Source organism: Nannocystis pusilla, assembly GCF_026626665.1.
Lineage (GTDB): Bacteria > Myxococcota_A > Polyangia > Nannocystales > Nannocystaceae > Nannocystis > Nannocystis pusilla.
Genome location: NZ_JAPNKE010000002.1, coordinates 2,583,756 through 2,609,696, shown reverse-complemented (window position 1 = coordinate 2,609,696; position 25,941 = coordinate 2,583,756). Strand labels below are relative to the sequence as shown.

At 73.0% G+C, this 25,941-nt stretch carries 18 protein-coding genes and 4 pseudogenes; 15 read left to right on the top strand and 7 right to left on the bottom strand.

Translation table 11 applies throughout. The features are described from left to right. The first annotated feature begins 790 nt into the window (after positions 1–790). Genes OV079_RS11360 through OV079_RS57700 form a run of 3 tightly spaced genes read left to right on the top strand, consistent with a single transcriptional unit; the run spans position 791 to position 1,918 of the window. Complete coding sequence (locus OV079_RS11360; protein ID WP_267768182.1) at positions 791–1,423, top strand: ImmA/IrrE family metallo-endopeptidase; 633 nt, start codon at positions 791–793, stop codon at positions 1,421–1,423. Continuing rightward, complete coding sequence (locus OV079_RS57705; protein ID WP_420829404.1) at positions 1,420–1,713, top strand: DUF4411 family protein; 294 nt, start codon at positions 1,420–1,422, stop codon at positions 1,711–1,713. Before OV079_RS11360 ends, OV079_RS57705 begins: the two co-directional genes overlap by 4 nt. Further along, the gene (locus OV079_RS57700) at positions 1,643–1,918 is read left to right on the top strand and encodes a DUF4411 family protein (protein ID WP_420829403.1); all 276 of its coding nucleotides are present in this window, start codon (positions 1,643–1,645) and stop codon (positions 1,916–1,918) included. Before OV079_RS57705 ends, OV079_RS57700 begins: the two co-directional genes overlap by 71 nt. 177 nt (positions 1,919–2,095) lie before the next feature. On the opposite strand, the gene OV079_RS11355 is transcribed toward OV079_RS57700, so the two are convergent. Next, positions 2,096–2,935, bottom strand: a complete 840-nt coding sequence (locus OV079_RS11355; RefSeq protein ID WP_267768181.1) for a class I SAM-dependent methyltransferase — start codon at positions 2,933–2,935, stop codon at positions 2,096–2,098. A 192-nt stretch (positions 2,936–3,127) separates the two neighbouring features. On the opposite strand from OV079_RS11355, the gene OV079_RS11350 reads away from it, so the two are divergent. Together OV079_RS11350 and OV079_RS11345 are read left to right on the top strand one after the other, a co-directional pair. Next, the gene (locus OV079_RS11350) at positions 3,128–3,466 is read left to right on the top strand and encodes a hypothetical protein (RefSeq protein WP_267768180.1); all 339 of its coding nucleotides are present in this window, start codon (positions 3,128–3,130) and stop codon (positions 3,464–3,466) included. Positions 3,467–3,572: 106 nt separating this feature from the next. Further along, the gene (locus OV079_RS11345) at positions 3,573–4,457 is read left to right on the top strand and encodes a hypothetical protein (RefSeq protein WP_267768179.1); all 885 of its coding nucleotides are present in this window, start codon (positions 3,573–3,575) and stop codon (positions 4,455–4,457) included. 236 nt (positions 4,458–4,693) lie between these two features. On the opposite strand, the gene OV079_RS11340 is transcribed toward OV079_RS11345, so the two are convergent. After that, a complete protein-coding gene (locus tag OV079_RS11340; RefSeq protein WP_267768177.1) occupies positions 4,694–5,485 on the bottom strand; it encodes a hypothetical protein in 792 nt (263 codons plus the stop codon). Between the two features lie 441 nt (positions 5,486–5,926). On the opposite strand from OV079_RS11340, the pseudogene OV079_RS57695 reads away from it, so the two are divergent. Continuing rightward, positions 5,927–8,830, top strand: a pseudogene (locus tag OV079_RS57695) (WD40 repeat domain-containing serine/threonine protein kinase); the annotation flags it as partial. A 187-nt stretch (positions 8,831–9,017) separates the two neighbouring features. Continuing rightward, positions 9,018–10,205 carry a WD40 repeat domain-containing protein gene (locus OV079_RS57690; protein ID WP_420829514.1) on the top strand — a complete coding sequence of 396 codons (1,188 nt, stop codon included), beginning with the start codon at positions 9,018–9,020 and terminating at the stop codon, positions 10,203–10,205. Between the two features lie 879 nt (positions 10,206–11,084). Here the strand turns inward: OV079_RS57690 and OV079_RS57685 are convergent. Beyond that, a pseudogene (locus OV079_RS57685) lies at positions 11,085–12,141 on the bottom strand (LysR family transcriptional regulator). Here OV079_RS57685 and OV079_RS11325 point away from each other — a divergent pair. Next, a complete protein-coding gene (locus OV079_RS11325) occupies positions 12,140–13,111 on the top strand; it encodes an NAD-dependent epimerase/dehydratase family protein (protein WP_267768170.1) in 972 nt (323 codons plus the stop codon). The pseudogene OV079_RS57685 and the gene OV079_RS11325 overlap by 2 nt on opposite strands. A 121-nt stretch (positions 13,112–13,232) precedes the next feature. Here OV079_RS11325 and OV079_RS11320 read toward each other — a convergent pair whose 3' ends face one another. Continuing rightward, positions 13,233–14,339, bottom strand: a complete 1,107-nt coding sequence (locus OV079_RS11320) for a choice-of-anchor L domain-containing protein (protein WP_267768169.1) — start codon at positions 14,337–14,339, stop codon at positions 13,233–13,235. Between the two features lie 314 nt (positions 14,340–14,653). On the opposite strand from OV079_RS11320, the gene OV079_RS11315 reads away from it, so the two are divergent. The 6 genes and pseudogenes from OV079_RS11315 to OV079_RS11290 all read left to right on the top strand — a co-directional run bounded on the left by OV079_RS11315 (position 14,654) and on the right by OV079_RS11290 (position 21,752). Beyond that, complete coding sequence (locus tag OV079_RS11315; protein WP_267768168.1) at positions 14,654–15,031, top strand: hypothetical protein; 378 nt, start codon at positions 14,654–14,656, stop codon at positions 15,029–15,031. A 170-nt stretch (positions 15,032–15,201) separates the two neighbouring features. Continuing rightward, positions 15,202–17,886, top strand: a complete 2,685-nt coding sequence (locus OV079_RS11310) for an amidohydrolase family protein (protein WP_267768167.1) — start codon at positions 15,202–15,204, stop codon at positions 17,884–17,886. A gap of 34 nt (positions 17,887–17,920) precedes the next feature. Next, positions 17,921–19,855: a HEAT repeat domain-containing protein gene (locus OV079_RS11305; RefSeq protein WP_267768166.1), complete on the top strand. Its 1,935-nt coding sequence runs from the start codon at positions 17,921–17,923 to the stop codon at positions 19,853–19,855. After that, entirely contained in the window at positions 19,855–20,127 is a 273-nt protein-coding gene (locus OV079_RS11300; protein WP_267768165.1) for a hypothetical protein, read from the top strand. The genes OV079_RS11305 and OV079_RS11300 overlap by 1 nt, the downstream gene beginning before the upstream one ends. A 499-nt stretch (positions 20,128–20,626) precedes the next feature. Beyond that, positions 20,627–21,079: pseudogene (locus OV079_RS57680) on the top strand (sigma-70 family RNA polymerase sigma factor); the annotation flags it as partial. A 109-nt stretch (positions 21,080–21,188) separates the two neighbouring features. Then, entirely contained in the window at positions 21,189–21,752 is a 564-nt protein-coding gene (locus OV079_RS11290; RefSeq protein WP_267768163.1) for a TlpA disulfide reductase family protein, read from the top strand. A gap of 330 nt (positions 21,753–22,082) precedes the next feature. On the opposite strand, the gene OV079_RS11285 is transcribed toward OV079_RS11290, so the two are convergent. The 3 genes and pseudogenes from OV079_RS11285 to OV079_RS11275 form a co-directional block, all read right to left on the bottom strand. Beyond that, complete coding sequence (locus tag OV079_RS11285) at positions 22,083–23,063, bottom strand: response regulator (protein ID WP_267768162.1); 981 nt, start codon at positions 23,061–23,063, stop codon at positions 22,083–22,085. Further along, complete coding sequence (locus tag OV079_RS11280; protein ID WP_267768161.1) at positions 23,060–23,674, bottom strand: sensor histidine kinase; 615 nt, start codon at positions 23,672–23,674, stop codon at positions 23,060–23,062. Before OV079_RS11280 ends, OV079_RS11285 begins: the two co-directional genes overlap by 4 nt. Positions 23,675–23,772: 98 nt before the next feature. Beyond that, a pseudogene (locus tag OV079_RS11275) lies at positions 23,773–24,141 on the bottom strand (PAS domain-containing protein); the annotation flags it as partial. A gap of 1,252 nt (positions 24,142–25,393) precedes the next feature. Between OV079_RS11275 and OV079_RS11270 the strand changes: the two are divergent. Continuing rightward, entirely contained in the window at positions 25,394–25,906 is a 513-nt protein-coding gene (locus tag OV079_RS11270; RefSeq protein ID WP_267768160.1) for a hypothetical protein, read from the top strand. Positions 25,907–25,941 lie beyond the last annotated feature (35 nt).

The window sequence follows — 25,941 nt, the reverse complement described above, 5'->3', positions numbered from 1 at the left end:
GCTCTACACCCGCACCGGCGAGCTGTTCAACGCGCTGGTGCTCCTCGGCCTGTGCGGGATCGGCCTCCGCGGCCGCCGACGCGAGTGAGCGCGGCTACCGGGCACATACAGGGCTCCAGCGTGCTGTTCCGCGCTGAGCGCGCCTACGTACGGGACCTCGTCTTCACGGGACGAATCTTCGTGCAGCAGGGGCAAACTAGCCCGGACTAGAGCATGAAGTTGCAACTTTACCACCCCGTGTAGGGTCAGTTTGCGGACGGTAAAAGGCGTTGGTTCAGTCTCCACATATTCCGGTCCAACCCCCCGTGCTGGTCTGGGCAAGGACGCGTGCAGGCTTGCAAGTGCATGAGTTAGAACGCGTTTTCCCTCATTACCGGGACTGGGAGGCAGGAACGAAGCAGCCGACGCTCCGCCAACTCGAGGAACTCGCTAAGAAGGTCCACGCACCTCTAGGTTACCTGTTCTTGCACGAACCCCCAGAAGGCGCGGACGAACTCCCAGTTGCAGACTTCCGTACGCTACCTGGGACTCGCCCGCAGCGTCCATCCCTCGAACTGCTTGCTACTGTGTTTGCGGTGCAGAGGAGGCAAGACGCCACGAGAGAACTGCTTCGGGATGCAGGAGCCGATCCCCTCCCTTTGTGGGCACAGCAAGTATTACTATGCCGAGCCAAAGCCTTGCGTTCCAAATGCGTGTCACATTGGGACTATCCCGTGGTTGGGCAAATAGGTGCGAGACCTGGGAGAGTGCTCTCCGGTACCTCCGTGGTCAATCTGAAGAAGTTGGGATCATGGTGATGACGAATGGGATTGTAGGCAATAATACCCACAGACCACTTCGGGTTGAGGAGTTTCGCGGATTTACTCTCGTGGACAAGTATGCACCTATCATTTTTCTGAATAGCGCCGATGCGAAATCGGCACAGATGTTTACCTTGCTTCACGAAGCAACCCATGTCTGGCTCGGCGTGGGCGGAATCTCCAACAGCGATATCCTCGCTCCAAGTGAAAGCAAGATAGAGCGCTTCTGTGATAGGGTGGCGGCCGAGTTTCTTGTGCCTGAGGATGAGTTCCTTGATGCATGGGATCTCGAGGATGATCTTCTAGACGAGATCCGTAGGCTCTCGCGGCATTTTAAGGTGAGTCCCCTTGTTATTGCCCGCAGAGCTTTGGATCTCGGTCTCCTACCTTCCCATGAGGTGCATTTTATCCGGACAGCGCTCTATCAAGGGAAAGCCGTAGCCGCGGGCGGAGGTGGCGATTTCTACCGAACGGCAGCCACTCGACTTGGTGAGCGATTCGCAAGATTAGTCTTCACGGCAGTGCATGAGGGCCGCCTCGGATTCACGGAGGCTTATGAACTCACAGACCTCCATGGCCGGGCATTCTCCAAGTTCGGCAAAGCTAAGGGGCTCTTGCCATGAGTGCGAGATTCTTGTTGGACGCGAATATTTTCATCGCGGCCAAGAACAAGTACTACAGCTTTGATCTTTGCCCGGGCTTCTGGGATGCGCTTGCAGATGGCCATGCCCGAGAACGCGTGTACAGCATCGACAGAGTACATGATGAGCTTCGTAGAGGCGACGATGATCTCGTCGAGTGGGTCAAGACACTGCCTGACACGTTTTTCGTACCTTGTGGAGATGCAGCTTCGCAATACGCCGCACTGCAGCAGCGAGTCGCAAGTTCAGAATCAATTTACGCAGGGCGCTAAGGAGGAATTTGCAAGAGTGGCTGACGGATGGCTGCTCGCCAAAGCGCAAGCGTCTGGTTTTACAGTTGTGACCGAAGAGGTATACAGCCAAGATGTCAAACGACGCGTTTTGATTCCAAATGTTTGCAGAGATCTTAGGCTTCATTATATTAACACGTTTTCTATGTTGCGCACTCTCGACACTGCGTTCGTTCTAAAAAGGTAACGACCAACGCTCCGAATGGCGTTTTATGCTTGTTGGGCTGACCGGATTCTCGCCTCGCGTGGCCGCCATTGACCAGATGTTGCTGAACGTCGACAACGTAGACGTCGAGAATATGGGGCGCACCAACACTCTCGAACATTTGCTTACGGCATACTTGGGACGCCAGCGCCACCCGTCTCAGAAGCGGTAGCGCAGCGCCTGGTGCATCCTGGCGATCCGCGGCCGCTTCGCGCACCACTGCAGCACCTTGCGCTGCATCCAGCCGAGCTTGACCACGTCGGGTGAGCCGACCAGGGGCCACTCGTCCGTCAGCTCGAGGCCGAACACGTGGCTCTCGAGCTCGTGCGGGTCGTCGAGGCCCCACTGCAGCCGCGCGCCGGTCTTGCGCAGGCTGCGGTGCAGGCCCTGGGCCCGCAGCGCGCGCGAGCTCAGGGCGTCGAACAGCACCTGGCCTTCGGGGAAGCGGACGACGATCCGGCGCAGCAGGTCCTCGACCTCGGCCGCGGTCAAGTACGGCAGGACGCCCTCGGCCACCACGAGCGTCGGCCTGTCGTCGGGGATCTGGCCGAGCCAGTCCGGGTCGGTGACGGAGGTGCCGATCATCTGCACGTTCGGCGGCTCGGGGTACAGGCGCCGCCGCACCGCGATCACGTCGGGCAGGTCGACCTCGAACCACCGCACCGTCGGCGGCGGCGCGACCCGGTCGATCCGGCTGTCGAGCCCGCAGCCGAGGTGCAGGACGGTCGCGTCGGGGTGCGCCGCCAGGTACTCGCGGGTCCAGGCGTCGAGCTGCTTGGCCCGCACCGACGTGGTGAAGCGGTCGCCCTGGGCCGACTTCAGGCGCGCGAAGTCGTACGCGATGGTGTCGACCAGTCGCTCGGCCGTCTCGTCGCGCAGGATCGGATCGGGCGAGCGGCTCTCGAGCGCGCGCGCGTGGAGCGTGATGAGCAGCGTCTCCTGCACCCCCGAGAGCTCGATCTTCTCGGCGTCGGGCTGCGTCGCGGCCGGCGGTATCATGGCCGGCGATGATAGCCTCAGCTTCCTCCTCGCGCCGCAAGGCGACGTTCACCATGCTTTGCATGGCGATTTCGCGAGGGGCGGCGGCCGCCCCTGACAGCGGACCCGAACCGAGCTGTACCGGACGACGGTGGCGGGGTCGCGCAGAGGGTCGAACTCGTCGACATCGACGCTGACGGCTTCGTCGATCTCGTGTTCGCCGACAGCCGCGGCGACGAGCTCGGCGGCGAGGCCGACGCCCGGCTGGCCGGCGTGTTCGAGGAGCCCGACAACGCCTGCTCGACCCGCGCTGGCGACCTCGACCGCGACCCGGGCCTCGCGGTCGGCGGCGCCCACTCGGGGGCGAGTCACATCCTGTTCAACCTCGGCCACGGCGTGTCCCTGCGCCAGGACATCCTTCGACGGCGCGCCCTTCCGCGTGGGCGACCTCGAGCTCGGCGACGGCTTCCTCGGTGTCCTCGGCGCCCCGAAGTACATGTTTTAAACGTCATGACCGTTCGGACATGTCATGGACGGCATCGTGGGCGCTGACGGTCGTGACGACGCGGCTGCCCTCGTTTCGTCGCCGGCTCTGGCCTGCGGGGCCCTGCGTCCTTGCCGATGGGAGCGGCCGGGCCGACGTGCTATGCCGGCGGCGATGCGCCTCACGCCAGCGATCTTCGGCTTGCTCGTGTACGGTTGCGGCCCCGAGGGTCCGGGCGCGACGGCGAGCGAGGGCGCGAGCGCGACGACCTCGACGAGCGCCGCGAGCAGCACGACCGGGCCGACCACGGGCGCGTCCACGGCGGCGACGGAGAGCACCGGCGACGCCCCGACCACCGGCGGCTCGATGAACTTCGTCCCTCCGCCCGATCTGCCGGGCGTCGCCTGCGATCCGTGGCAGGACACCTGTCCCGAGGGCCAGAAGTGCAAGCCGGCGGCGCTCATCCTCGGCCCCTGGGACACCGCGAGCTGCGTTCCCGTCGCCGAGCCGGCGACCCCCGTCGGCGGCGCGTGCGAGGCGGCCGAGTGGGACCCCACCGACACGTGCGAGCGCGGCGCGGTGTGTCACGGATTCCTCTCCGAGGACGAGGAGGGACGGCGCTGTCACGAGCTCTGTGGCGGCGCTCCGGAGGCGCCGACGTGCTCCGACGCCTGCTCGATCTGCTTCTCGAACGGCGGGTTCGCAGGCGTGTGTCTGTTCCCCTGCGATCCCCGGGGGCCCGCGTGCCCGACCGGCCAGCGCTGTCAGATCGCCGCCGATCGACCGCGCTTCGCCTGCGGCCCCGGCGGCGACCGGAGCCTGGCCGGCGAGCCGTGTGCATCGCCCGGCTCCTGCAGCGAAGGCGCGGCCTGCGTCGCGGCGGCGCTGGTGCTCGGCTGCGCCGGTGACCTCTGCTGCGCGCCCGTGTGCGACCTCGACGGCCCCGACACCTGCGGCGCGGCGCTGCCCGGTACGAGCTGCGCGCCGTGGACGGTGACCAGCCCCGAATTCGACGAGGCGTGCCTGCCCGCAGGCCTGGGCCTGTGCTCGGCGGTCTAGCGACCTGTCCTTTCAGTCAGACGAACCACGCTCCCCGCGTGCCCGCGGGCGGACCCGGTCGGCCACCCTGAGCGAGAGACATGTCCTTGTATCAGGGCTGCAGCTCGCGCTGATCTGAGAAGCGCCGCGAGCTCTTGGAGCGGCGAGCAGATTGAACATGTCCTTTCGGACATACGCACCTCGGCCCCGATCTCGTCCGGTCGGGAGCGGGCTCCCGCGACGATCCAGGCCCGCCGTCAGAACCGCACCACCAGCTGGCCTGCCCGCGCCTGCACGCGCGTGCGGCCGCGGATCGCCCCGGCGAGCAGCGCCGCCACGCTCGCGGTCAGCAGCGCCCCCGCCAAGATCCCCCCGACCAGCGCCATCCGGTTGGCGCGCAGCCCCTCGGCCACCAGCTCGGTCTTCTGCTGTTCGCGGGCGCTGTCGCTGCCGCATGGATCGAGCGGGTCGTCGCCCTGGCACGGGCGGGCCGTCACGCGCTTCAAGTCCTCGTCGACCGCGAGCCCGGTGAGCCCGCCGGCCAGCGCCACCACGCCGGCCACTACCGCCGCGCTGCCGAGCCCCGCCGCCGCCAGCCCCGCCTTGCGGTCGAACCCTCGGCGCACCGGCTCGATCTTCGGGGCCGGTCGCGGGCCCTCCGGCGCGGATGCGCTTCGGTACATGGCCCAAAGTTCAGCCCGTCTCCCCTCGACCCCGGCGCGGTTCTCGTCGTCGGTCGGGTCGAGCCCGCCGAGGTAAGCGTCGAGCGCCGCGATCGCGGCGTGGAGTCGGGCCGGGTCGCCGGTCTCGCGGTACCCCGCCTCCTGCGCGTCGGCGATCGCCAGCGCCGCGGTCGCCCGTCGCGGGGCGTAGCCGAACCCGCCGGGCAGGGCCCGGAACGCCCGCTGCCACAGCGCGATCGCCCCGTCGCGGTCGCCGGCCGCCAGCCGGGCCTGGGCCGCCGCCGACAGCTCCGCCGCCTCGTCGACCCCGTCCTGGCCCCCCACCTGCGCCGGTGCGGCCGCGGTGGCGTGTGTCTCTCCGGACATGCCCGATCGGCCATCTGCAGGCGCGGCCAGACTCGGCGCCGGCGCGGCGGCCAGCGCCAGTATGAGCCAGGTCGCCAGCGCGGCCCGCCACCGGCCCGCCGCGCGCTCCGCTCGCCCGTCCGACGACCCGTTCGTTCGGACCTCCCAGCGGTTCGTTCGTCCGTCCGAAGACCTGTCTTTTGGGCCATCCCGTTCGGACCCCTGGATCGCGCGCTCCGCCTGCCCGTCTCCCACTCTGTCCTTTCGGACATCCCGACCGGACGTCTCGTCCGCGCGATCCGCCGGCCCGTCCGCCGACCTGTCCTTTCGGACACCTCGCCCGGACGGGACCGTCACACGATCCGCCCGCCCGTCCGCCGACATGTCCTTTCGGACACCTCGCCCGGCCGGGGCCGCCACACCATCTGCCCGCCCGCTCCATGACCTGTCCGTTCGGGCAGCATGCCCCGGCACTTCCTGTCCGACCGGCGCCGTCTCCCCGCCCCCGGCTCCGGCGTCCCACGGCTCCCCGTTCGCGCTGGGGTCCGCCTCGCCCGCGAGGGTCTCGGCGGGCGCTCCGGCCCGGGCGGAGCCCGCGAGGGCGCGCGCGGGCGCCCGGACGACGGCGGCGGGGATCGCGGCAGGCACGTCGTTCGGATGGTAGACCACCCCTCTCTCCGGACAAGGCCTGCCGGACGACGGGGCGCGTTGAAGCTCGGGGCAGTTTCCGGGATCCTGGTCCTCGCGGTGGCAGGCGCAGAGTCCACGGCCCGTGCGGGTCGGCAGTCAGCGAGCTTCGAGCAGGCCGACACGGTCACGCCGCCGGAGTCCTCGCTCGCGCCGTCGCCCGACGACGCGCGCCACCTGAGCCGCCTGGCCAGCGAGGCGCGGCGCGGCGACGCGCTCGCCCCCGAACGGCTGGCGATGGAGGCGATCAAGGCCCGCCTGTTCCCCGGCGAGGCCGCGCCGGCCAAGATCGGCCGCTTCACCGTCCTGCGGCAGATCGGCGCCGGCGGCATGAGCGTCGTCTACGCCGCCTACGACGAGCGCCTCGACCGCCGGATCGCAGTCAAGCTGCTGCGTTCGGGCGAATCGACCGACAACCAGGCGCGGCTGCTGCGCGAGGCCCAGGCGATGGCCCGCCTGTCGCACCCCAACGTCGTCGCCGTCCACGAGGTCGGCGCCTGGGAGCAGCAGGTCTACGTCGCCATGGAGTTCGTGCGCGGGCCCAACCTGCGCGAGTGGTTGCAAGCTGTCCCGCGGGACATCCGCGAGATCCGCGAGGTGTTCGTGGCCGCCGGTCGGGGCCTCGCCGCCGCGCACCACGCCGGCCTGGTCCACCGCGACTTCAAGCCGGCCAACGTGTTGGTCGGCGACGACGGCCGCGTGCGCGTCGGCGACTTCGGCCTCGTGCGCCACGCCGGCGACGAGCCGCTCGACGGGCCCGCGCCCGCACCTGTCCTCGCGGCCAGCCTCGTCCAGGCCGGCGCGCCCGTCGAGCTGTCGACCACTCTCACCCAGACCGGCGCGATCCTCGGCACGCCGGCCTACATGTCCCCGGAGCAGCACCTGGGCCGGCCGGTCGACGCCCGCAGCGACCAGTTCTCGTTCTGCGTCGCCCTCTACGAGGCCCTCTACGGCGCCCCGCCGTTCGCCGGCCGCGACCTGTTCGAGCTGGTCCGGCGCGTGCTAGCGGGCGCGGTCTCACCTGTCCCCGAGGACAGCAAAGTGCCCGCCTGGCTGCGGCGCGCGATCCTCCGCGGCCTCGCCGTCGACCCCGCCGCGCGCTGGCCCGGCATGGACGACCTGCTCGACGAGCTCGAGCGCGACCCGGAGCGCGCCTGGCGGATCCGTCGCGGCGCCGCGCTGGTCGGCGTCGCGGTCGTCGGCGTGGTCGTCGGCCTCATCGCCGTCGCGCGCGAGCGGGCCGACGCCGCCGCGCAGGCCCAGCGGGCCGAGGCCGCCGCCGAGCGCCAGCGGCGGACCGCCGAGGACGAGCGGGCCGCCGCCGAGCAGGAGCGCGACCGGGCCTTCATCGACGCCAAGGCCCAGCTCGCCGAGGCCCAGCGGGCCCAGGCCGCGCTCAAGGACGCGCTCGCGGCCGCCGAGGCCCAGCGCCTCAACGCCGAGGCCCACGCCGCGCTCGCCGAGCACGCGCTGTCGGAGGCCGAACGGCGCCGGCGCGAGGCCGAGGGCCAGCGCAAGGAGGCCGAGCGCCAGACCGGCCGCGCCGTCCACGAGGCCGCGCGGGCCCGCGACGCCAACCGCCTGGCCCAGGCCCTCGCCGGCGCGCGCGGCGATCCGACCACGGTGCTGGCGCTCCTGCGCGAGGTCGAAGATCCGGCCGCCGCGTCCGGCTGGGTGCCCGCGGCCGTGTGGGCGCTGCAGCAGCCGGTCAGCGCCGCCGTCCTGCGCGGCCGCGGGGCCGCCCTCCTGACCGCCGCCTTCAGCCCCGACGGCGCCCGGGTCGCCGCCGCCGGCGAGGATCGTCAAGTGACCCTTTGGTCCTGGCCCGACGACCATGTCCTGAAGATCCACGAGCACCAGGGCCCGGTCCGCGCCGTCGCCTTCGCGCCCGCCGGCGAGCTGGTCAGCGGCGCCGAGAACGGGGCCGCGGTGTGGCGCGACCCGCCGGTGCGCCTGCCCGCCGGCGCCGGCGACGACCTGCGGGCCTTCGCCCTCGCGCCCGACGGCCGCACCCTCGTCACCGGCGGCGGCGACGGCCGCGTGCGCGCCTGGGACCTCGACGCCGCCCCGCCGCGCCCGCGCGAGCTCGCGCGCCACGAAGGACCTGTCCATGCGGTCCTGTTCGACAGGACAGGTCATCTCGTCGCCTCCGCCGGCGCCGACGGGGCCGCGCGGATCGTCGACCTGCGCGGCGGCCCTCCGCGTTCGCTGCCGCACCCGAGCGGCGCGGTGCGCAGCGCCGCCTTCAGCCCCGACGGCCGCAAGCTCGCCACCGGGGCCCAGGACGGCCTCGTGCGCGTGTGGGACGCCCTCGGCTCGGGTGCGCCGGCGCTGCTGCGCGGCCACGCCGACGAGGTCGTCGCCCTGGCCTGGAGCCCCGACGGCGATCGCCTCGCCTCCGCCTCGCTCGACCGCAGCGCTCGCCTGTGGAGCTCCGGCGGCGCCCTCCAGCGGACCCTGCGCGGCCACGACGGCCGGGTCTACGCCGTCGCCTGGAGCCCCGGCGGCGACCGCCTCGTCACCGCCTCGCAGGACGGCACCGCCCGCGTGTGGCCGGTCGGCGGCGGAGCTGTCCCCGGGGACATGCCGCTGATCCTCCGCGGCCACGGCGAGGCCGTGGTCGCCGCCGGCTTCAGCCCCGCCGGCGACCACGTCGTCACCGCCTCGCGCGACGGCACCGCCCGCGTGTGGCGCGTCCGCGGCGGCGACCCGCTCGTCCGCGCCGTCCCGCTCGGGGGGCCCGTCGATCACCTGCTGTGGACCGCAGCCGGCCTCCACGCCGTCCGCGCCGACGGCCGCGCCCTCCGCCTCGCGCTCGCCGCCCTGGCCGCTGCTGGCATGGCCTCCGCGCCAGGTCTGAAGAGCCATGCCCATGAGGACATGTCCTCGAGTACACCCTCTCCGAGCCTGTTCCTCGGCGCAGGTCCGAACGGACATGTCCTCACGGTCACCCGCGAGGGCGCCCTCCAGGGCTGGGACGAAGCCCGCCGGCCGCTCCCGCCCCGCCCGCTCGACCCCGGCGCCGCCGCTGCCGCGGTGTCCGCCGACCGCGCGCGCGGCCCTGGCGGTGCCCGACGGCGCGCGCCTGATCGACCTGGCCGACGGGACAGCTCGCCCCCTGACCGGCCACCGCGGCAGCGTCACCGCCCTCGCCTTCTCGCCCGACGGCCAGCTGCTCGCCACCGGCGCCGCCGACCGGACCGCCCGGCTCTACCGCACCGGCGATCCGTCCGCCACCGCGCGCGAGCTCGGGCCGCACTCGGGCAGCGTCACCGTGCTGGCGTTCGCGCCCGACGGCCAGCGGCTCGCCACCGGCTCGTGGGACCGTCGGGTCCGGATCTGGTCGCTCGAGGGCGGGGCCCCGAGGATCCTCGAGGAGCACAGCGGCCCGGTGCGCGCCCTCGCCTGGCGCCCCGACGGGGCCGCGCTGGCGACCGCCAGCGACGACGCGACCGTGCGCGTGTGGCCGCTCGACGGCCGCGACGAGCCCGTGGTGCTGACCGGCCATCAGGGCCCCGTGCGCGCGCTGGCCTGGTCGCCCGCCGGTCCACACCTCGCCTCGGCCGGCGACGACGGCCAGCTGCGCCTGTGGACCGCCGACTTCGCCCCCGCGACCTTGAAGGCCCGCCTGCGCGCCGCCTCGCCGGTGTGCTTCGGCGCGCCAGCGCGGCCAGCTCCTCGGCGAACCTCCGACGCTCGCCGAGGCCAACGCGACCGCGTGCCAGAGCGAGCGCGAATCAGTCGAGTGACTTCATCGAGCCCGGACGGCCGAAACGCGGAGCCGTCGTCGGCAACGCGAGCTCCATGGCCGCACGCGAGCCCGTCGCTCGCAGCACCCGCCGCGTGCGGCCCGGAACCCGCTCCCGCCGCGACCGCCCGATCCCGCAAACCAGGACGCGAGGCCGAGGTCGTGCATCCGACCGCGACCCGCCCGAGACGCCGACTCGCGAAGCACCGCCGGAACAAGAACCCCTCGCATCGAGTACCGGCACACCGATGGCTTGGAACGCGAGCGCGAACCCGTCCAGTGATGCATCCGGCCCCGGCGTGTTAGAACCCCGAGCCATGCCCCGCCGCGGCGCCGCCGTCGTCACCATCGTCGCGCTCGCGCTCACCGGAACCCCGGCGCCCGCCCGCGCGCAGCAGCCCGGCCCCGTCGCTCCCGTCGCCGTGCAGCAGCCCGGCCCCGTCGCTCCCGTCGCCGAGTCCGTCCGCGTGGTGGAGCCCGCGCCCGTGCCCGCGCAGGAGCCTCCGCCGCCGGCCGTCTACGACACGGTGATCCTGCGCGACGGCAGCGTCCTGCGCGGCACGATCCTCGAGCTCCACCAGGACCGCGAGGTCATCATCCAGCTCACTGGCGGCGCGCGGACCATCCCGTGGGCCGACATCGCCTCGACCACCTTCGCCGGCGCCACCACCATCGGTCCCGAAGGACAGGTCCCTCAGCCTTCGGGACATGTCCCCACGGACAGCATCGCCGCCGTCGCCGAGGACGAGGTGCCCCCGGGTCCGAGCCGCCCGCGCATCTACATCGAGCTCACGCGCCCGGGCGACGTCCACCTGCTCGAGGCCGTGGCCCCGATCGGCGCCGCCAACCCGCAGGCGGCCCGCGCCGGGCTCGCCGGGGCCCGCTCCGTCTGTCGCGCCCCGTGCGGCAAGGTCATCGACGGCCGCGCCGGTTTCCCGTTCTACTTCGGCGGCGATCGGATGATGCCGTCGCAGACCTTCTTCCTCAAGGACCTCGAGGGCGAGTACGTCGCCCGCGTCCGGCCCGGCCGGCGCGGCCTGTTGATCGGCGGCATGCTCCTGGCGGGCTACGGCGCCGGCGCCACGCTGGGCGGCACCATGCTCACCGCCATCGGCCGCGACGAGAAGCGCACCGTCGGCTCCGTGGTCCTCGGGGTCGGCCTGGCGATGCTGATCGGCGGCATCGTCATGGCCGTGCGCGGCTCGACCCGCTACCGCCTCGAACGCCGCCGCTGACCCGCGCCTCGCCTCGACCTCTGCCCGTGCGACGCGGCTCCGTCTCGCGGACCACCCCCAGAGTCTCCGTCAGCACCTGCCACACCGCCGCCACGCGCGGCAGCTCGCGCTGCGACTGGTGCCCGACCAGCCACAGATCGTCGACCGGCCAGCTCGCCGCGCTGGCCGCCAGCGTCGCGTCGTGGCGCACCTCCACCAGCTCGCGCACGCGCGCGTACGGGGTCGGCAGCAGGACCACGCCCATCCCCGCGGCCGCGCCCGCCAGCAGGCTCGCGTAGTGGCTCGTCCGCAGCACCACGCTGGAGCGCGCCACGTGGCGCGCGATCCACTGCGCCGCCGCCATGCTGGCCAGGTCGCGGTCGAAGGCCAGCCACGGCGCCGCGCTCCAGTCGTGCAGCACCCCGAGCGAGCGCGCCAGCGCCCGTGACGTCAGCGCCACCGAGCGCGCGTGCATCACCTTCGAGCACCAGCTCGGCCGAGGTCGGCTGCACCGAGCGCAGCGCCAGATCGGCCTCGCCGCGCGACAAATCGACCACCCGCACCGACGTCTCCAGCTCCACCACGATCCCCGGGAACCGCTGCCGCAGCACCACCAGCGCGGGGATCACGAACATGTCCGCGAAGCCAGGCGGCGCCGATAGCCGCACCACCCCCTCCGGCGCCGCCTCGACCGCCGACGCCTCGCGACCGAGGCGCGCGTGGGCCAGCTCCATCGATTCCGCCGCCACCAGCACCGCCTCGGCCGCGCGCGTCGGCGTCAGCCCGTGGCGCCCGCGGTCGAACAGCCGCGCCCCCACCGTCGCCTCGAACGCGGCCAGGCGGCGGCTCACCGTCGAGATGTCGACCCCGAGCCGCCGCGCGGCCGCCCCGAGGTTGCGCAGGCGATGCGCCGCCAGGAACACGCGCACGTCGTCCCAGCGGCCCTCCTCGCTCCCTTGCAACTTGCCGATCTCGCTTGCGCCGATGCCGATTTTCTTGCGCCCATGCAACGCCCATCCTAGCAGCATGCAAGCCACCTCCGCACCGCTCCACGTCGTCCTCGGCGCCGGCCAGATCGGCGGCCGCGTCGTCGAACTCCTGCGCGCCCGCGGCCTGCGCGTCCGACAGGTCCGTCGCACGGCGGTCGGCGTCGGCCCCGAGCTCGTCGCCGGCGACATCCGGGACCTCGACTTCGCCCGCCGCGCCACCGAGGGCGCCGCGGTCGTCTACGACTGCATGAACCCGGCCTATCACCGCTGGCCGCAGGAGCTGCTGCCGATGGCCCGCGGCGCCTTGCACGGTGCGCAGCACGCCGGCGCGCGCCTGGTCGCGCTCGACTGCCTCTACATGTACGGCCGGCCGAACGGGCCCATGCGCGAGGACTCGCCGCCGACCCCGTGCAGCAAGAAGGGCGAGCTGCGCGTGCAGCTGGCCGAGCTGCGCCTCGCCGCCGATCGCCGCGGCGACGTCCCGGTGGCGATCGCCCGCGCCAGCGACTTCTTCGGCGCCGACCTGGCCTACGCCGTGTGGAGCGATCGCTTCTTTCGCCGGATCCTCGCCGGGCGCAAGGGCCAGGTGTTCGGCGACCCCGATCTCCCGCACGCGTACACCGACGTCGAGGACGTCGCCCGCGCTCTCGTCACCCTCGGCACCAGCGACCGCGGCTTCGGCCAGGTCTGGCACATCCCCACGCCCCCGGCCGAGAGCACCCGCAGCCTCGCGAGGCGCCTCGGCCGCGCCCTCGACCGCGACGTCGATGTCGCCGTCGTCTCGCGCTGGCTCGTGCGCACGCTCGGCCTGGCCTCGCCGATGATGCGCGAGATGGCCGAGATGATTTACCAGTGGGAGGTCCCGTTCGAGCTCGACGACTCGAAGTTCCGCGCCGCCTTCGGCTGGTCGGCCACCCCCGTCGAGGCGTCGGTCGCCCGCGTCGCCGCCTGGGCCCGCGAGCGCTACGGTCTCGCTGCGCGGCCCGTCGCGCCTGCCAGCCGCGTGTGAGCCGGCCGCCTGCGGCGTCGACGTCCGACGGGGCACGGTCAATAGACATGCCCTTCGGGGCATGTCCGAAGGGACATGCCCAGCTCCTGCACGCTCGCCGCCGCGCGGCGGGCCGGGCTCCTCAGCCCGGCGTCACGCCCGGTTCGGCCGGGTCGAGCGACCACTCCCACGCGTCGAGCAGCACCAGCGAGTCGAAGATGTGGCCGCCGGTGTCCCAGATCGCCAGGCGGATCTCCATGATCTCGCCCGGCGAGACGTTGCCGGTCATCGTCAGCCAGCCGGTGCCGCCGCCGATCATCGTCTGCGCCGGATCGCAGGTCGAGAAGTCGTTCTGGTCGAAGCCGGTGCCGACCAGCTTCGACGTGTTCTTGCAGCCGTTGTAGTTGGACGTCGGCACGCCCTGCGCCGCGCAGCCGACCTCGCCGCCCTGGCACTGGGTGAACAGGCCCTGGGCGACCTTGACCAGGTTGACGCCGATCGGCCACAGCGTCTTGCCGTCGTCGTAGATCGCCACGTTCTTGTCGGCGGGGTTGCCGTCGGCGTCCGAGTCGACCAGCGCGACGAAGAAGTCGTTGTACTGGCTGCACACGTACTCGGGGTACTCGGCCGAGAAGAAGTACATCTTGGTCGAGAACGACTTGGCGTTGGTCGGCACCCGGATCCGCAGCTTGAGCATGATCGGGTCGTTGGCCGACGGCACCTGCGGCACGTTGCAGCCGGGCGGGTTGGGCAGCTTGCCGCCGATCGCCGTCCACCAGTCCTGCGGCGGCGGGCTCGTCGTGCCGAGGTTGGCGCCGCCCTCGAACTTCACGAAGGGCGGCTTGGTGTCGTTGGCGTCGGCCGCGTTGCCGCTCGACAGCACCATCAGGCGGCTGTGCTTCTGCGGCGCGATCTTGTCGCCGAAGCCGGGGCGGATCGAGCGCGACACGGCGGCCGGCAGACCGGACCCGTCGGCCAGGCTGAACTTGCCGCCGATCACGCCCCACGTCCTGTCCTTCGGGTCAGGCGGGTTCTCGACCGTCATCTGGCACAGGTCGAGCGCGCGCGCGTAGTCCAGCGGGTCGGCCGAGTCGCTGGCGAGGGCGGCGTCGCAGCTGGGCGCCTCCTCGTCGGTGTCGCCGTCGCAGTCGTCGTCGACCGTGTTGCCGACGTACTCGTACGCGCCGGGGTTGACCAGCTCGGGTCGGCGCAGGCGCCGCTGGCGACGTCGCAGCAGTCGCCGCTGCACACGCCCCAGCCGTCGCCGTCTTCGTCGGCGTCCTCGTCGGCGTCGCCGTCGCAGTCGTCGTCGATCGCGTTGCCGCACACCTCCGGCGTCGGCCACACCGCGCCCTCGCAGGCGCCGAACCCGACGCCGCTGTCGAGGCACGTCCGCACCCCGACACGCAGGCGCCGACGTCCTGGGTGCCGTCGGGCCCGCCGTAGCACGGCTCCTGCTCGCCCGGCTCGCACGGCCGCGTGCACACCCCGGCGTCGAGGTCGCACACCGGGCCGTCCGGGCTGTCTTTACATTCCTGGTCCGAAGAACATGGCGTTCCGGACATGGTCGTCGTCTCGGTGACGACGCCCTCGGTCGTGGTCGTCGTCGTCGTCACCGCCGTCGTCGGCTCCGGCCCGGTGGTCGGCTCGCCGGTGGACGTGTCGCCGGTCGACGACGAGGTGGTGCCGGGCGCCGTGGACGCGCTGCCCGTGGTGGTCTCGGTGGCCGAGGCGAACCCGTTGGTCGTGGCGCCTGAACCGCCCCCGCAAGCGAGGATTGCCCACAGCGGCAGCGTGGTGATCGCGGCCGCGGACGGCCCGGTGATTCGTGAAGAACGAGACATCGCGTGCTCCTCCGGGCTCGCGGGACGCGAGCGCGCAAGCTATGCCAAAAGCCCTTGCGCATGCACGCGGGCCCTTCTTCCGTCAACTCACGCGTGACCCGTCCGTGACTGCCGACCTGGGTGTCTCGTGAGGGCGTGACACCTCGCTGTCACTTGCTCCTGCAACGGACACTCGTTCATGACGGCGGCGTCATTGCGCTGCCGGGAACGAACCGGGTATCGTGCCGCCCGATGCACTTTGGGACCCGATCCAGCTTGGTGTTGCTGGTGAGCGCGATTTCGCTCCCGGCCTGCAACGACGATACGAGCACCCCCGTGACGGAGGGTGACACGGACACCTCGACCACCGGCACCACCGCCGGACCCGGCAGCGACACCGACGTCACGCCGACGACCACGGCCCCGACCACCACCGACACCACCAGCGATGTGACGGTCACCACGGTCCCGACCACCACCGAGGGGCCGACCACCGAGACCACCAGCACCACCGAGACCGGGACCACCACCGAGACCGGGACGGACACCGACGGCGAGACCGACACCGACGGCGAGACCGACACCGGCGGCCCGGTCGACGGCGTGGTCGAGTGCGACGCCCCGCCGCTGGTCCCGCCGGCCGAGGGCACCTGTGAGGTCCTGGCCCAAGGGCCAGGTGGCACCTTGATCCGCGGCACCGTCCTCGCCCCCGACGTCGTCTACGAGAACGGCGCCGTGCTCGTCGACGCCGGCGGCGTCATCGCCTGCGTCGGCTGCGACTGTCTCGACCTCCCCGAGGCCCAGAACGCCACTCAACTCGGCTGCGCCCAGGGCGTCATCTCGCCCGGCCTCATCAACGCCCACGACCACATCAGCTTCGCCGCCAACGCCCCGATCGGCGAGGGCGTCGATCGCTACGAGCACCGCCACGACTGGCGCGTCGGCAAGAACGGCCACCAGAAGCTCACCGTCCCCGGCGGCGCCTCCGCGCAGGAGATGCTGGCGGCCGAGTTCCGCTTCATCATGAGCGGCGCCACCTCGACGGCGGCCGCGGGCGGCCGCCCGGGCCTGCTGCGCAACCTCGACATGGGCCTGCTCGAGGGCCTGCCGATCCCGGTCGCCAACAGCGACACCTTCCCGCTCGGCGACACCAACGGCTACCAGAACGCGTCGATGTGCGGCGGCTACCCCGACATCACGCTGACCTCCGAGATCGCCGACGAGAACGCCTACCTGCCGCACATCGCCGAGGGCATCGACGACTACGCGCGCAACGAGTTCGTGTGCCTCAGCGAGGGCACCAGCGACATCGTCTCCGGCCAGACCGCGATCATCCACGCCATCGGCCTGACCGCCGAGGACAGCGCCACGATCCACCCCGACCGCGCGCGCGTCGTCTGGTCGCCGCGCTCCAACGTCGTCCTCTACGGCAACACCGCCCAGGTCACCGTCCTCGACAACCTCGGCGTCCCGCTCGCGCTCGGCACCGACTGGGTCGCCTCGGGCTCGATGAACATGCTCCGCGAGCTCCGCTGCGCCGACGAGCTCAACACCACCTACTACGACAACCACTTCAGCGACCGCGACCTATGGGCCATGGCGACGCTGAACAGCGCCCTGGCGACCGGCAGCGAGAGCGCGATCGGTCTGCTGCGGCCCGGCTACGCCGGCGACATCGCGGTGTTCGACGGCGCCGAGCTCGAGCGCCACGCCGCCGTGGTCCGCGGCGAGCTCCCGGGCGTCGTCCTCGTCATGCGCGGCGGCCTGCCGCTCTACGGCGACACCGCGGTGATGGCCGGCTTCAACGGCATGACCTGCGAGGACCTCGACGTGTGCGGCCGGGCCAAGACCGCCTGCGTCAGCGGCGACACCGGCGGCGTCACGTACGCGCAGATGAAGGCCGCGATCGAGACCACCTACCCGCTGTTCTTCTGCGGCACGCCCGACGACGAGCCGACCTGCGTGCCCTCGCGTCCGGGCGAGTACGACGGCCTCGCGGTCGCCGACGACCTCGACGGCGACGCGATCGCCGACGCCGACGACAACTGCCCGAGCGTGTTCAACCCGCCGCTCCTCATCGAGCCGGGCGTGCAGCCCAACGCCGACGGCGACGCCGCCGGCGACGCCTGCGACCCGTGCCCGCTCGACAACACCGACACCTGCACCTTCATCGACGCCGACGACATGGACGACGACGGCGTGCCCAACGGCGCCGACAACTGCATCCGCGTCGCCAACTCCGACCAGGCCGACGGCGACGACGACGGCAAGGGCGACGAGTGCGACACCTGCCCGACCGCCAACCCGGGCTACTCGCCGTGCCCGATCACGATCGAGGCCATCCGCGATCCCAACCACCCGCAGCACCCGCAGGACGGCGCGGTCGTCAAGATCGTCGACGCCTACGTCACCGGCATCCGCCCGCTGACGGGCACCTCGCGCGGCTTCCACATCGAGACCGGCACGCAGATGCCCTACACCGGCATCTTCGTGTTCACCGGCAACACCTCGCCGGCGGTCAAGGTCGGCGACAAGGTCGACGTCACCGGCACCTACGAGCAGTACTTCGGCCTCGACGAGATCTCGTACCCGCAGGTCTCGATCGTCGAGACCGGCAACGTCCTGCCGTTCGACCCGCTGCCGGTCGAGCCGGCCGACATCGCCACGAACGGCGCCGACGCCGTCACCCTGCAGTCGATGCTCGTCTCGGTCGACATGCTGACGATCACCGTCGTCAACCCCGACGCGCCGATGGACTTCGACGAGTTCGCGGTCACCGGCAACCTCCGCATCGACGACCAGCTGTCGGACGCCGTCAAGGACATGCAGCTCGCCAACGCCTGCCCCGCCGGCACCCAGTTCGAGTCGATCGCCGGCGTGCTCGGCTACAGCTTCAACAACAGCAAGCTGCAGCCGCGCGTGAAGAGCGACATCGTCCTCGGGCCCAACAACATGTGCAACCCGTGGCCGTAGCGCCGCCGGTCGCAAGCGCCTAGACTAGCGCCCGGTGTCCCCGGGCCGCCCTTCTCGCCGCGCCTCGGTCCGTCTCGGGCCGGGGCGTTTCGCGTCGCTGCGACGGGCTGCTCGGCGCTCGCGTCGCGCCGTCTCGCAGCGCGCCGCTCCGCCGCGTGCGCCCGGGCGGTCCTTCTTCACCGCCGTCCCGCTCGTCGTCGCCGCGACCGTCGCCGCATGCGCCGCGTGGCTGCGGCCCGTTCGTCGCTCCTTCGTCCTCGTCCTCGCCACGACCGTCGCTGCGCTCCTGGCCACCGACGCCTCCGCCGAGCCGGCGCGGCGCTGGCCGCTGTGGCCGACCGAGGTCTCGCGGGCGGCGGAGCCGCTGGTCGGCGCCCCGGAGAGCGAGCTGCGGCTCGTCCGCGACAGCCGGCGCGTCGCCGCGGTGCGCGACCTCGACGTGTTCGCCACCCCGCTGGTCGCCCCGATCCTCGTCGCCGCGCTCGAGGACCGCTCGAGCGCCGTCCGCCGCGAGGTCCTCCAGGCCTGTCTCGAGCGCCAGCTGCTCGCCTGCGCCCCGGCGGCGCGCAAGATCTGGCAGAGCGAGCTCGACGACGCCGCCCTCCGCGTCGCCGCCCTCCGCGTCGTCGTCCTCGTCCCCGACCCCGACCGCCTGCAGCTGTTCCTCACCGCCCTGCGCGACCCGGACGCCCTGATCCGCGCCGAGGCGATGCGCACCTTCGCGGCCGCGAGCTGGCCCAAAGACCAGCTGGCGATCGTCCGCACCAACCTGATCGCCAAGCTCTCCGATCCCGCCCCCGAGGTCCGACGCGCCGCGGCCCACGGCCTCGGCGTCCTCGGCCCCGACGATCCGCGCAGCGGCCGGTCCGACGGCGCCCTGCCGCTCACCCGCCTGCTCGTCGACCCCGACCCGCAGGTCCGCCAGGACACCGCCGACGCGCTCGCCCGCCTGCGCGACCCTCGGGCCGCCCCGGCCCTGCTGCGCGCGCTCCAGGTCGGCGACGAGACCTACGTCGGCCGCAGCCTCCTGCACGCCTTGGCGGCCCTGCCCGGCCCCGCCGCCGCTGCCGGCAAGCCCGGCGACGGCCCCGACGGCCTCGACGTCGACGCCGAGCTGCTGCGCCTGCTCGACGCCCCGCCGCGCAACCTGCTGCCGCGCCACGTCGCCGAGGCGATCGCGCGCCGGCGCACCCCGGGCGCCGCGCTCGCCGAGGGCCTGGTCGCCCGCCTGCGCGAGGATGCGCTGCGCCAGACCGAGGCGCACGCCCTCCGCCAGCCCGCGCTCGACGCCCTCCTCGGCCTCGGCGAGTCCGCCCGCCCCGCCTTGACCGCCGCGCTGGCCCGCGGCCTCGAACCGCCGCTCGAGCGCGAGGTCCGGCGCCTGCTCGCCGCGCTCGACCCGCCGCGCACCGCCGTGGTGTTCGCCCCGCCGTGGCCGGCCGACGCCGAGCGCGACGCCTGGCAGCGCGCCCTCGCCCAGCCCGACCCGGCAGGCCGTCTGCGCGCCGGCGCGGCCTCGGCGCGCGGGCCCCCGACTGGCTCGGCGGCGCTGCCGGCCTGCGCCTGGGGCTCGCCGGCAGCGCGGAGTGGCGCCGCCCGTGGCTGCTCGCGCTCGCCGGCGCCTCCGGCTGGACCGCCGTCGACGCCGCGCTGCCGGCCAGCCTCGGCCTCTGGGCCGCCGATCCGTCGCTCGCCAGCGCCGATCGCTGCCTCGCCGTCGTCGCCCTCGCGCGCCAGCGCCACGGCGGCGCCACCTTCCTGCGCGTCGCCGCCGAGCAGGCGGCCGCCGCCGACCCCGGCGTGCGCGCCTGCACGGCCGCCGCCCTCGCCTGGGCCTCGCCCCGCGCCGCCGATCCGCTGCTCGCCGGCCTCCTGCGCGACGCCTCCGCGCGCGTGCGCACCAGCGCCGCGCTCGCGCTGGCCTGCCGCGACCGTCCCGACCCCGAATTCGCGCCCCAGCTCGCGCTGATGGCCGCCCGCGACCCCGAACCCGCCGTCCTCCGCGCCGTCGAGCTCGCCCGCGCCCCCGAGCGCTGCGCCGCCTGGGGCCTCGTCCTCGCCCCGCCCGGCGAGACGGGCCCGTGGCTGGCCCTGCGCCTGCGCGGCCGAGAGTTCCTGGCCCCCGCCGAGACCCTCGGCCCGATCCGCCTCGCCTTCGGTCCCGGCCTCGCCGAAGCCACCGTCCGCGACGCCGCCGGCCCGCCCGCCGAGGCGACCAGCCCGCGCATCGTCTTCGACTAGCGCCCCGCGACCGCCTACCGGCTCCCGCAGCCGTTGGCGCCGAGCGGCCCGCGGAGGACCGCCGCTGCAATTGGCCCGCGCTCCCTTCGGCCGCGGGCCTCGTCGTCCGCGACTCCACCGGACCCGCGAATGGCTCCCGAGCGACCCGCCGGGCTCGCCGCTGCGATCGGGTTGCCCCGTTCACGGCTCGCCGGTGGGGCGATCTTCTTTAGTAAGGAAGAACCGCGCACCGCCGCCTCGCGCTCCTCGCCAATTCGCCAGCCATTCGGCGTTCAGCCTGCCTTTCCCTGCGATCGGTCGGCCGCCGGTCTCCGCACCTCGGCGCTGCGAATCGTGTATCGGAGTCGATGCAACCAACCGGCCGGCGGCCCGAAGTCATCAGAAGTTGCTTTTCGACGAGAAAGCAATCGCCCTCGCCGCCCCGATCCGCGCCTCGATCTCAACCTCTCGCAACCACAAGCTTTTCTGTCTGGACTCGGACTTGCTCATCAGGTCGGGCATGCGAGCCGTGACCCCTGCCGACGAGTTCCTGGCCCAGATCAACCCTCACCTGCCGCGCCTGACCAGCGTCGGCATGCGCCTCACCCGGCAGCGCAGCGAGGCTCAGGACCTGGTGCAGGAGGCCCTGACCAAGGCGTGGGCCAACTGGCACCGCTTCCGGCCGGGCGGCAGCCTGGGCGCCTGGCTGTCGCGGATCCTGGTCAACACCTTCATCTCGCGGCACCGCCACCAGCGCGTCGTCGACGTCACCGCCGAGCGCAGCGACATCGCCGAGCACCTGTTCGACGCCGCCCGGATCGACGCCTGCAGCGCGCCCGAGGCCGCGTGGCACGCCGAGGGCCTCTCCGACGAGGTGGCCGCCGCGCTCGCCGCTCTCCCCGAGCACTACCGCGAGGTCGTCGAGCTCGTCGATCTCCACGGCCTGGCCTACCGCGAGGCCTCCGAGCAGCTTGGCTGTCCGCTCGGCACCGTGATGAGCCGCCTGCACCGCGCGCGCCGCCTCCTCCGCGACCAGCCTCGGACTATGCTCAGCAGCACGGCCTCCACGCCGCCGCCGCCTGATGCTCGCCCCTCGTCCCCGCGCCCTCCTCACCTGTCTCTTGGGACTGGTGCTCGTCTCCGCCTGCGAGGGCAAGCCCGCCGCCGGGACCGCCGGAAAACCCGGCGCCGCCGCCCCGGTCCTCGCGCTCGGCGCTCCCGTCCCGCCCTTCGCCGGCACCACCTTGCGCGGCGAGCCGCTCAGCCTCGCCGACCTGCGCGGCCGCGTCGTCCTCCTCAACGTCTGGGCCACCTGGTGCGACCCCTGCCGCGAGGAGCTGCCCGACCTGCAGGCGCTCCACGTCCGCCACGAGCCCGAGGGCCTCACCGTCCTCGGCGTCAGCACCGACGCCGCCCGCGACGCCAAGACCCTGCGCACCATGGTGTCGGGCTTCGGCCTCACCTACCCGGTGATCCACGACGAGCGCAACGTGGTCAGCGGACCGTTCCAGGTCATCGGCTACCCCGCCAGCTACCTCATCGACCGCGCCGGCAACCTCCGCTGGCGCCGCGACGGCCTCATCCCCACCGGCGACCCCGAGCTGGCCGCGGCTCTGGCCGCCGCCCTGGCCGAGCCGGCGCCCTAGCGCTTCGGGACATGTCCAATCGGACCTGAACCGTCGCCTCCGGGGACATGTCCGTTTCGCCATGTCTTTTGTTCCCTGTCTCGATGGACAGGCTCTCCGAGACAGCCCCGCGCGAGCGCGCCGGCGAGGCCACGCGCCGAGCGGTTCGCCAGCTACCGGGCCCCGCTGCGATCGAGCTCGCGTGCGCCGGCGACCGCCGCAGCACGGGCGCCGAACCGCGATCCGCCTCAGAGCCCGAGAAGCTCGCGTGCGCCGGCGACCGCCGCGCTCAACTCAAGCGGCCCCGGGTAGCCGTCGCTCAGCAGCACGGGCGCCGAACCGCGATCCGCCTCAGACCCCGAGCAGCTCGCGCACGCTGCCCGCCACCGCCGCGGTGGGCAGGCACATGCGGGCCCCGGCGGCGCGGGCGGCCGCGCGGATCTCGTCGGTCGGCGCGTCGTGGACCGCGATGATCTGCGGGTTGCCTGGCCCGGCGGCCAGCTTGGCGATCACGTCGGTGCTCTTGAGGTCGGGCACCGTCATGCTGAGGATGACGTAGCGCGGCGGGGCCGCCTGGGCGACCAGAAGCGCGTCGGCCCCGGTCTGGGCGGTCTTGATCTCGAGCGGCGGCGTCGCGCGCTCGAGCTCCTCCTTCACCTTGGCGCGGAAGTCGGCGTTCTGGGTGACGAGCAGCACCTTCGAGTTCTCGCGCGGGTCGGACGAGGGCTCGATGCGGGGCTCGTCGCGGAGGTGGAACGCCTCGACCACGCGGCGGCGGACCTCGGTGACGTCGAGCGGCTTCTTGAGGCAGGCCGACGCGCCGGCGGCCAGGATCCGCTCCATGTTCGCCTCGGTGTAGTAGCCGGTGATGGCGATGATCTCGGTGTGCATCGTCGACGCGTCGCGCTTGAGGCGGGCGCACACCTCGAAGCCGTCGACGCCGGGCATCATCAGGTCGAGGAAGATGAGCTGCGGGCGGAACGTGGCCACCAGGCGGCCGGCGTCGAACGCGTCGCGGGCGACCTCGACGTCGAACTGATGGGACAGGTCCTTGAGGACATCTCGGACCAGGTCGAGCACGACCGGCTCGTCGTCGATCACGAGCAGGCGGCCGACCTCGTCGCCGGTCGGCACCGTGAACGGGATCCCGCGCTCCTGGCAGACGCGCTCGAGGTCTTCCCGGCGCACGCGGCGGTGGCCGCCGACCGTCTTGAACGCCGGGATCAGGCCGTCCTCGATCCAGCGGATCACGGTGGTCGGCGTGACGCAGCAGATCCGCGCGACGTCGTGGGTGGAGTAGGTGTCTTTGACTGGTGTGCGTCCGCGGCTCATACGCTGGTGGGCTGCCCTTCGGGGGCGTCCGGGAGGTGGATCGTGAAGGTCGTACCCAGCCCGGGCTGCGACCGCACGAGGATATCACCTCCGTGGTCCTTGATGATTCCGTAGGAGATCGCAAGCCCGAGGCCGGTGCCCTTGCCGATGTCCTTGGTGCTGAAGAACGGGTCGAAGATGCGGTCGAGGATCTCCGGGGCGATCCCGCAGCCCTCGTCGGCGATTTCGACGACCACGCGGCCGTCCTCACGATCGAGGCGGATCCGGATCCGGCCGCCGCGCGGCATGGCGTCGACCGCGTTCGAGAACAGGTTGAGGAGCACCTGCTCGAGCTGGTCGGCGTCGCCGACGATCATCGCCGCCTGCAGCCCGGAGCGCAGGATCCGGACGTTGTGCATCCGCCACTGGTACTCGCCGATGCCGATCACGCGGTCGATGAGGCCGCTCAGGTCGAGCGTCCGGCGCTTGCCGCCCTCGCGCTGGCGCGAGAACAGCAGCACGCCCTCGACGATCTTGCGGCAGCGCTCGCCGCTGGCCGCGATCTTCTCGACCTTCTCGCGCACGTTCGGGTCGAGCGGCTTCTCGAGCAGGAGCCGGCTGTAGCCGACCACGCCGCTGAGCGGGTTGTTGATCTCGTGGGCGATCCCCGCCGCGAGCAGGCCCACCGCCGCCAGCTTCGCGTGCGCAGCACCTGGTCTTCGAGCGCCCGGCGCCGCCGCAGGTCGAGCGCCACGAGCACCGCGCCGGCGCCCGGGTCGTCGGCCCCGCGCAACAGTCGGCCCTCGAGGTGCAGCGGGATCTCCTTCCCGCCCTCGGCCAGCACCGCGACCTCGGTGGCGATCGCGCCGGCCTTGCGCAGGCTCTCCCACAAGCTGTCCCATCGGGCAGGTTCGGCCAGGCGCGCGACCTCGACCCCGAACTTGCGCCCGCGCGCCGCCTCCGCCGAGACCCCGAGCAGCTGCTGGCTGGCGCGGTTCCACGTGACCACCCGCCCGTCCGCGTCGATCGAATTGATGAGTACGCTGGTCTGGTCGAGCAGCAGCGCCTGGTACGCCGCCAGCGCCTCCGTCTCGATCATCAGCCGGCCACCCTCGAGCCCGAGGGCCAGCTGCGGTGCGAGCAGCGCCAGCAGCCGCAGCGGCGGCGCGTCGCGCGGCCCGGCGCCCGCCAGCACGAAGAACCCGGCCACGCGGGGATTGGCGCCGAGCGCCAGGCGGAGCGCGTGGCGCCGGCCCTCGAGGTCGCCGAACCAACGCCTGTGCGTCGGCTCGGTCGCGTCGATCTCGACCACCGCCGGACCGCTGCCCCACGCCGCCGGCGGATCGCCTTCGGCCGGCAGCGTCGAGACCCGCGGCGCGCAGCCGGTCCGCAGCGTCCAGCGCTGCCAGCCCTCGCCCACCCGCGCCAGCACCACTCCGCGCGTGAACCCGAGCGAATCCATGATCGCCCCGCAGGCCGCGGCCACGTTGTCGTGCGGCCTCGCCGTCGACACCAGCAGGCGGTCGACCTGCGCCAGCAAACGATCTTCGAAGTCCTGCTGCCGGCGCTCGCGGAGGTCGCGGAGCAGCGCCACCGTCGGCGCCCCCTCCTCGCGCCCGCCCGCCAGCGACAGCTCGACCGGCAGCGGCGCCCCGTCGAGGCGGCGCAGCTCGATCTCGCCGTGCCAGTTGCCGACCCGCGCCTGCGTCAGCGCCTCGCTGAGCGCCCGCGCGACCGCCGGCTCCGCCAGCTCGAGCAGGCTGCGCCCGCCCAGGTGCGGCCCGCTCCTGGCCTCCGAGTCCTGTCCCGAAGGCAAGGGCCTTGCGGACATGTCCTCGGCGCCATGTCGAGGCCGCGCCGGCGAGGCGGCGCGTTCGGCCCCCGCGGTCCCGCGCTGGACGCCCTCGATCGGGGCGACGCCGTGACCCGCCGTCGCGTCCTCCGCGCCCTGCCGCGGCGCGGCGCGGTCGAGCCCTGCAGCCCCGCGCGGACCGCCCTCGCTGCGGGTGACGGTCTCCTGTCCCGCAGGCCAGGTCCGGGCGGACATGTCCTCGGCGCCCGGTCGTCCACCGCCCGGAAGCGTGGTCCTGCCGGCTCCGGCCGCCCGCGCCTCGACTCCTCCGCCCGCGATTCGGCCCGGCGCGCCCGCGGCCGAGCCAGGCGCCCGCGACGCCCCGTCGCGGCTCCGCTCTGCTCGCCCGTCCACGGGGCCCGCCGACCCCCGCCTCGACGGCTTCGCCGCCTGACGCTACCCCCTCCGAGGGCAATGTCCGTACGGACATGTCCTCTGCGCCAGGCCGCGCGCGCCCGCGGACGTCCCCGGCGAACAGCGCCCGCGCGGCCGGGTTGGCGTGGACGATCATCCCCGCGCCGTCGAGCAGCAACAGCCCCTGGTCGAGCGCCTCGAGGCAGCGGGCCAGCGCGCGGCCGACGTCGGCGTCTGCGACCGCTCGGGCGCGGTGAACGTCAGCAGCACGTTGTCGCTGGCGAGCTTGCTGGCCCGCACCGCGCACGGCCACGCCCGCCCGCGGCCCGGCACCAGCGTCAGCTCCAGCGAGAATGTGCCCCGCGGGTCGCCCGCGCAGCCCGGTGAAGGCCCGCCCGAACGCGCTGCGCTCGCTGGCGCGCGCGATGTAGGCCAGGAACGGCTCGCCGCTGAGGTCCGCCGCGGCGAGGCCCTCGGCGAGGCCGGGGTTGGCGGCCAGGATCAGGCCTGCGGGCGTCAGCACGGCCGCCGGCATGGCCAGGGCCGCGACGATCTCGCTGTAGGCGCCGAGCGCGCCATCGGTGCCGAGACGGACCGTCGCTTCGGCGTCGCCGAGGCGCGGCAGCGAGGTGGTTTTGGAGCCCTGGACCACGAGTGAGGCGGCATGCTTAGCAAGATCCCCGCCTGGTGCCC

What these genes read in the sequence shown, in the direction of transcription:
- OV079_RS11360 (WP_267768182.1), top strand. Translation starts at nt 791, where the DNA reads ATGGTGATGACGAATGGGATTGTAGGCAATAATACCCACAGACCACTT.
- OV079_RS57705 (WP_420829404.1), top strand. Translation starts at nt 1,420, where the DNA reads ATGAGTGCGAGATTCTTGTTGGACGCGAATATTTTCATCGCGGCCAAG.
- OV079_RS57700 (WP_420829403.1), top strand. Translation starts at nt 1,643, where the DNA reads ATGCAGCTTCGCAATACGCCGCACTGCAGCAGCGAGTCGCAAGTTCAG.
- OV079_RS11355 (WP_267768181.1), bottom strand. Translation starts at nt 2,935, where the DNA reads ATGATACCGCCGGCCGCGACGCAGCCCGACGCCGAGAAGATCGAGCTC.
- OV079_RS11345 (WP_267768179.1), top strand. Translation starts at nt 3,573, where the DNA reads ATGCGCCTCACGCCAGCGATCTTCGGCTTGCTCGTGTACGGTTGCGGC.
- OV079_RS11340 (WP_267768177.1), bottom strand. Translation starts at nt 5,485, where the DNA reads ATGTCCGGAGAGACACACGCCACCGCGGCCGCACCGGCGCAGGTGGGG.
- OV079_RS57690 (WP_420829514.1), top strand. Translation starts at nt 9,018, where the DNA reads ATGCCCATGAGGACATGTCCTCGAGTACACCCTCTCCGAGCCTGTTCC.
- OV079_RS11325 (WP_267768170.1), top strand. Translation starts at nt 12,140, where the DNA reads ATGCAAGCCACCTCCGCACCGCTCCACGTCGTCCTCGGCGCCGGCCAG.
- OV079_RS11315 (WP_267768168.1), top strand. Translation starts at nt 14,654, where the DNA reads ATGGTCGTCGTCTCGGTGACGACGCCCTCGGTCGTGGTCGTCGTCGTC.
- OV079_RS11300 (WP_267768165.1), top strand. Translation starts at nt 19,855, where the DNA reads ATGGCCGCCCGCGACCCCGAACCCGCCGTCCTCCGCGCCGTCGAGCTC.
- OV079_RS11290 (WP_267768163.1), top strand. Translation starts at nt 21,189, where the DNA reads ATGCTCGCCCCTCGTCCCCGCGCCCTCCTCACCTGTCTCTTGGGACTG.
- OV079_RS11285 (WP_267768162.1), bottom strand. Translation starts at nt 23,063, where the DNA reads ATGAGCCGCGGACGCACACCAGTCAAAGACACCTACTCCACCCACGAC.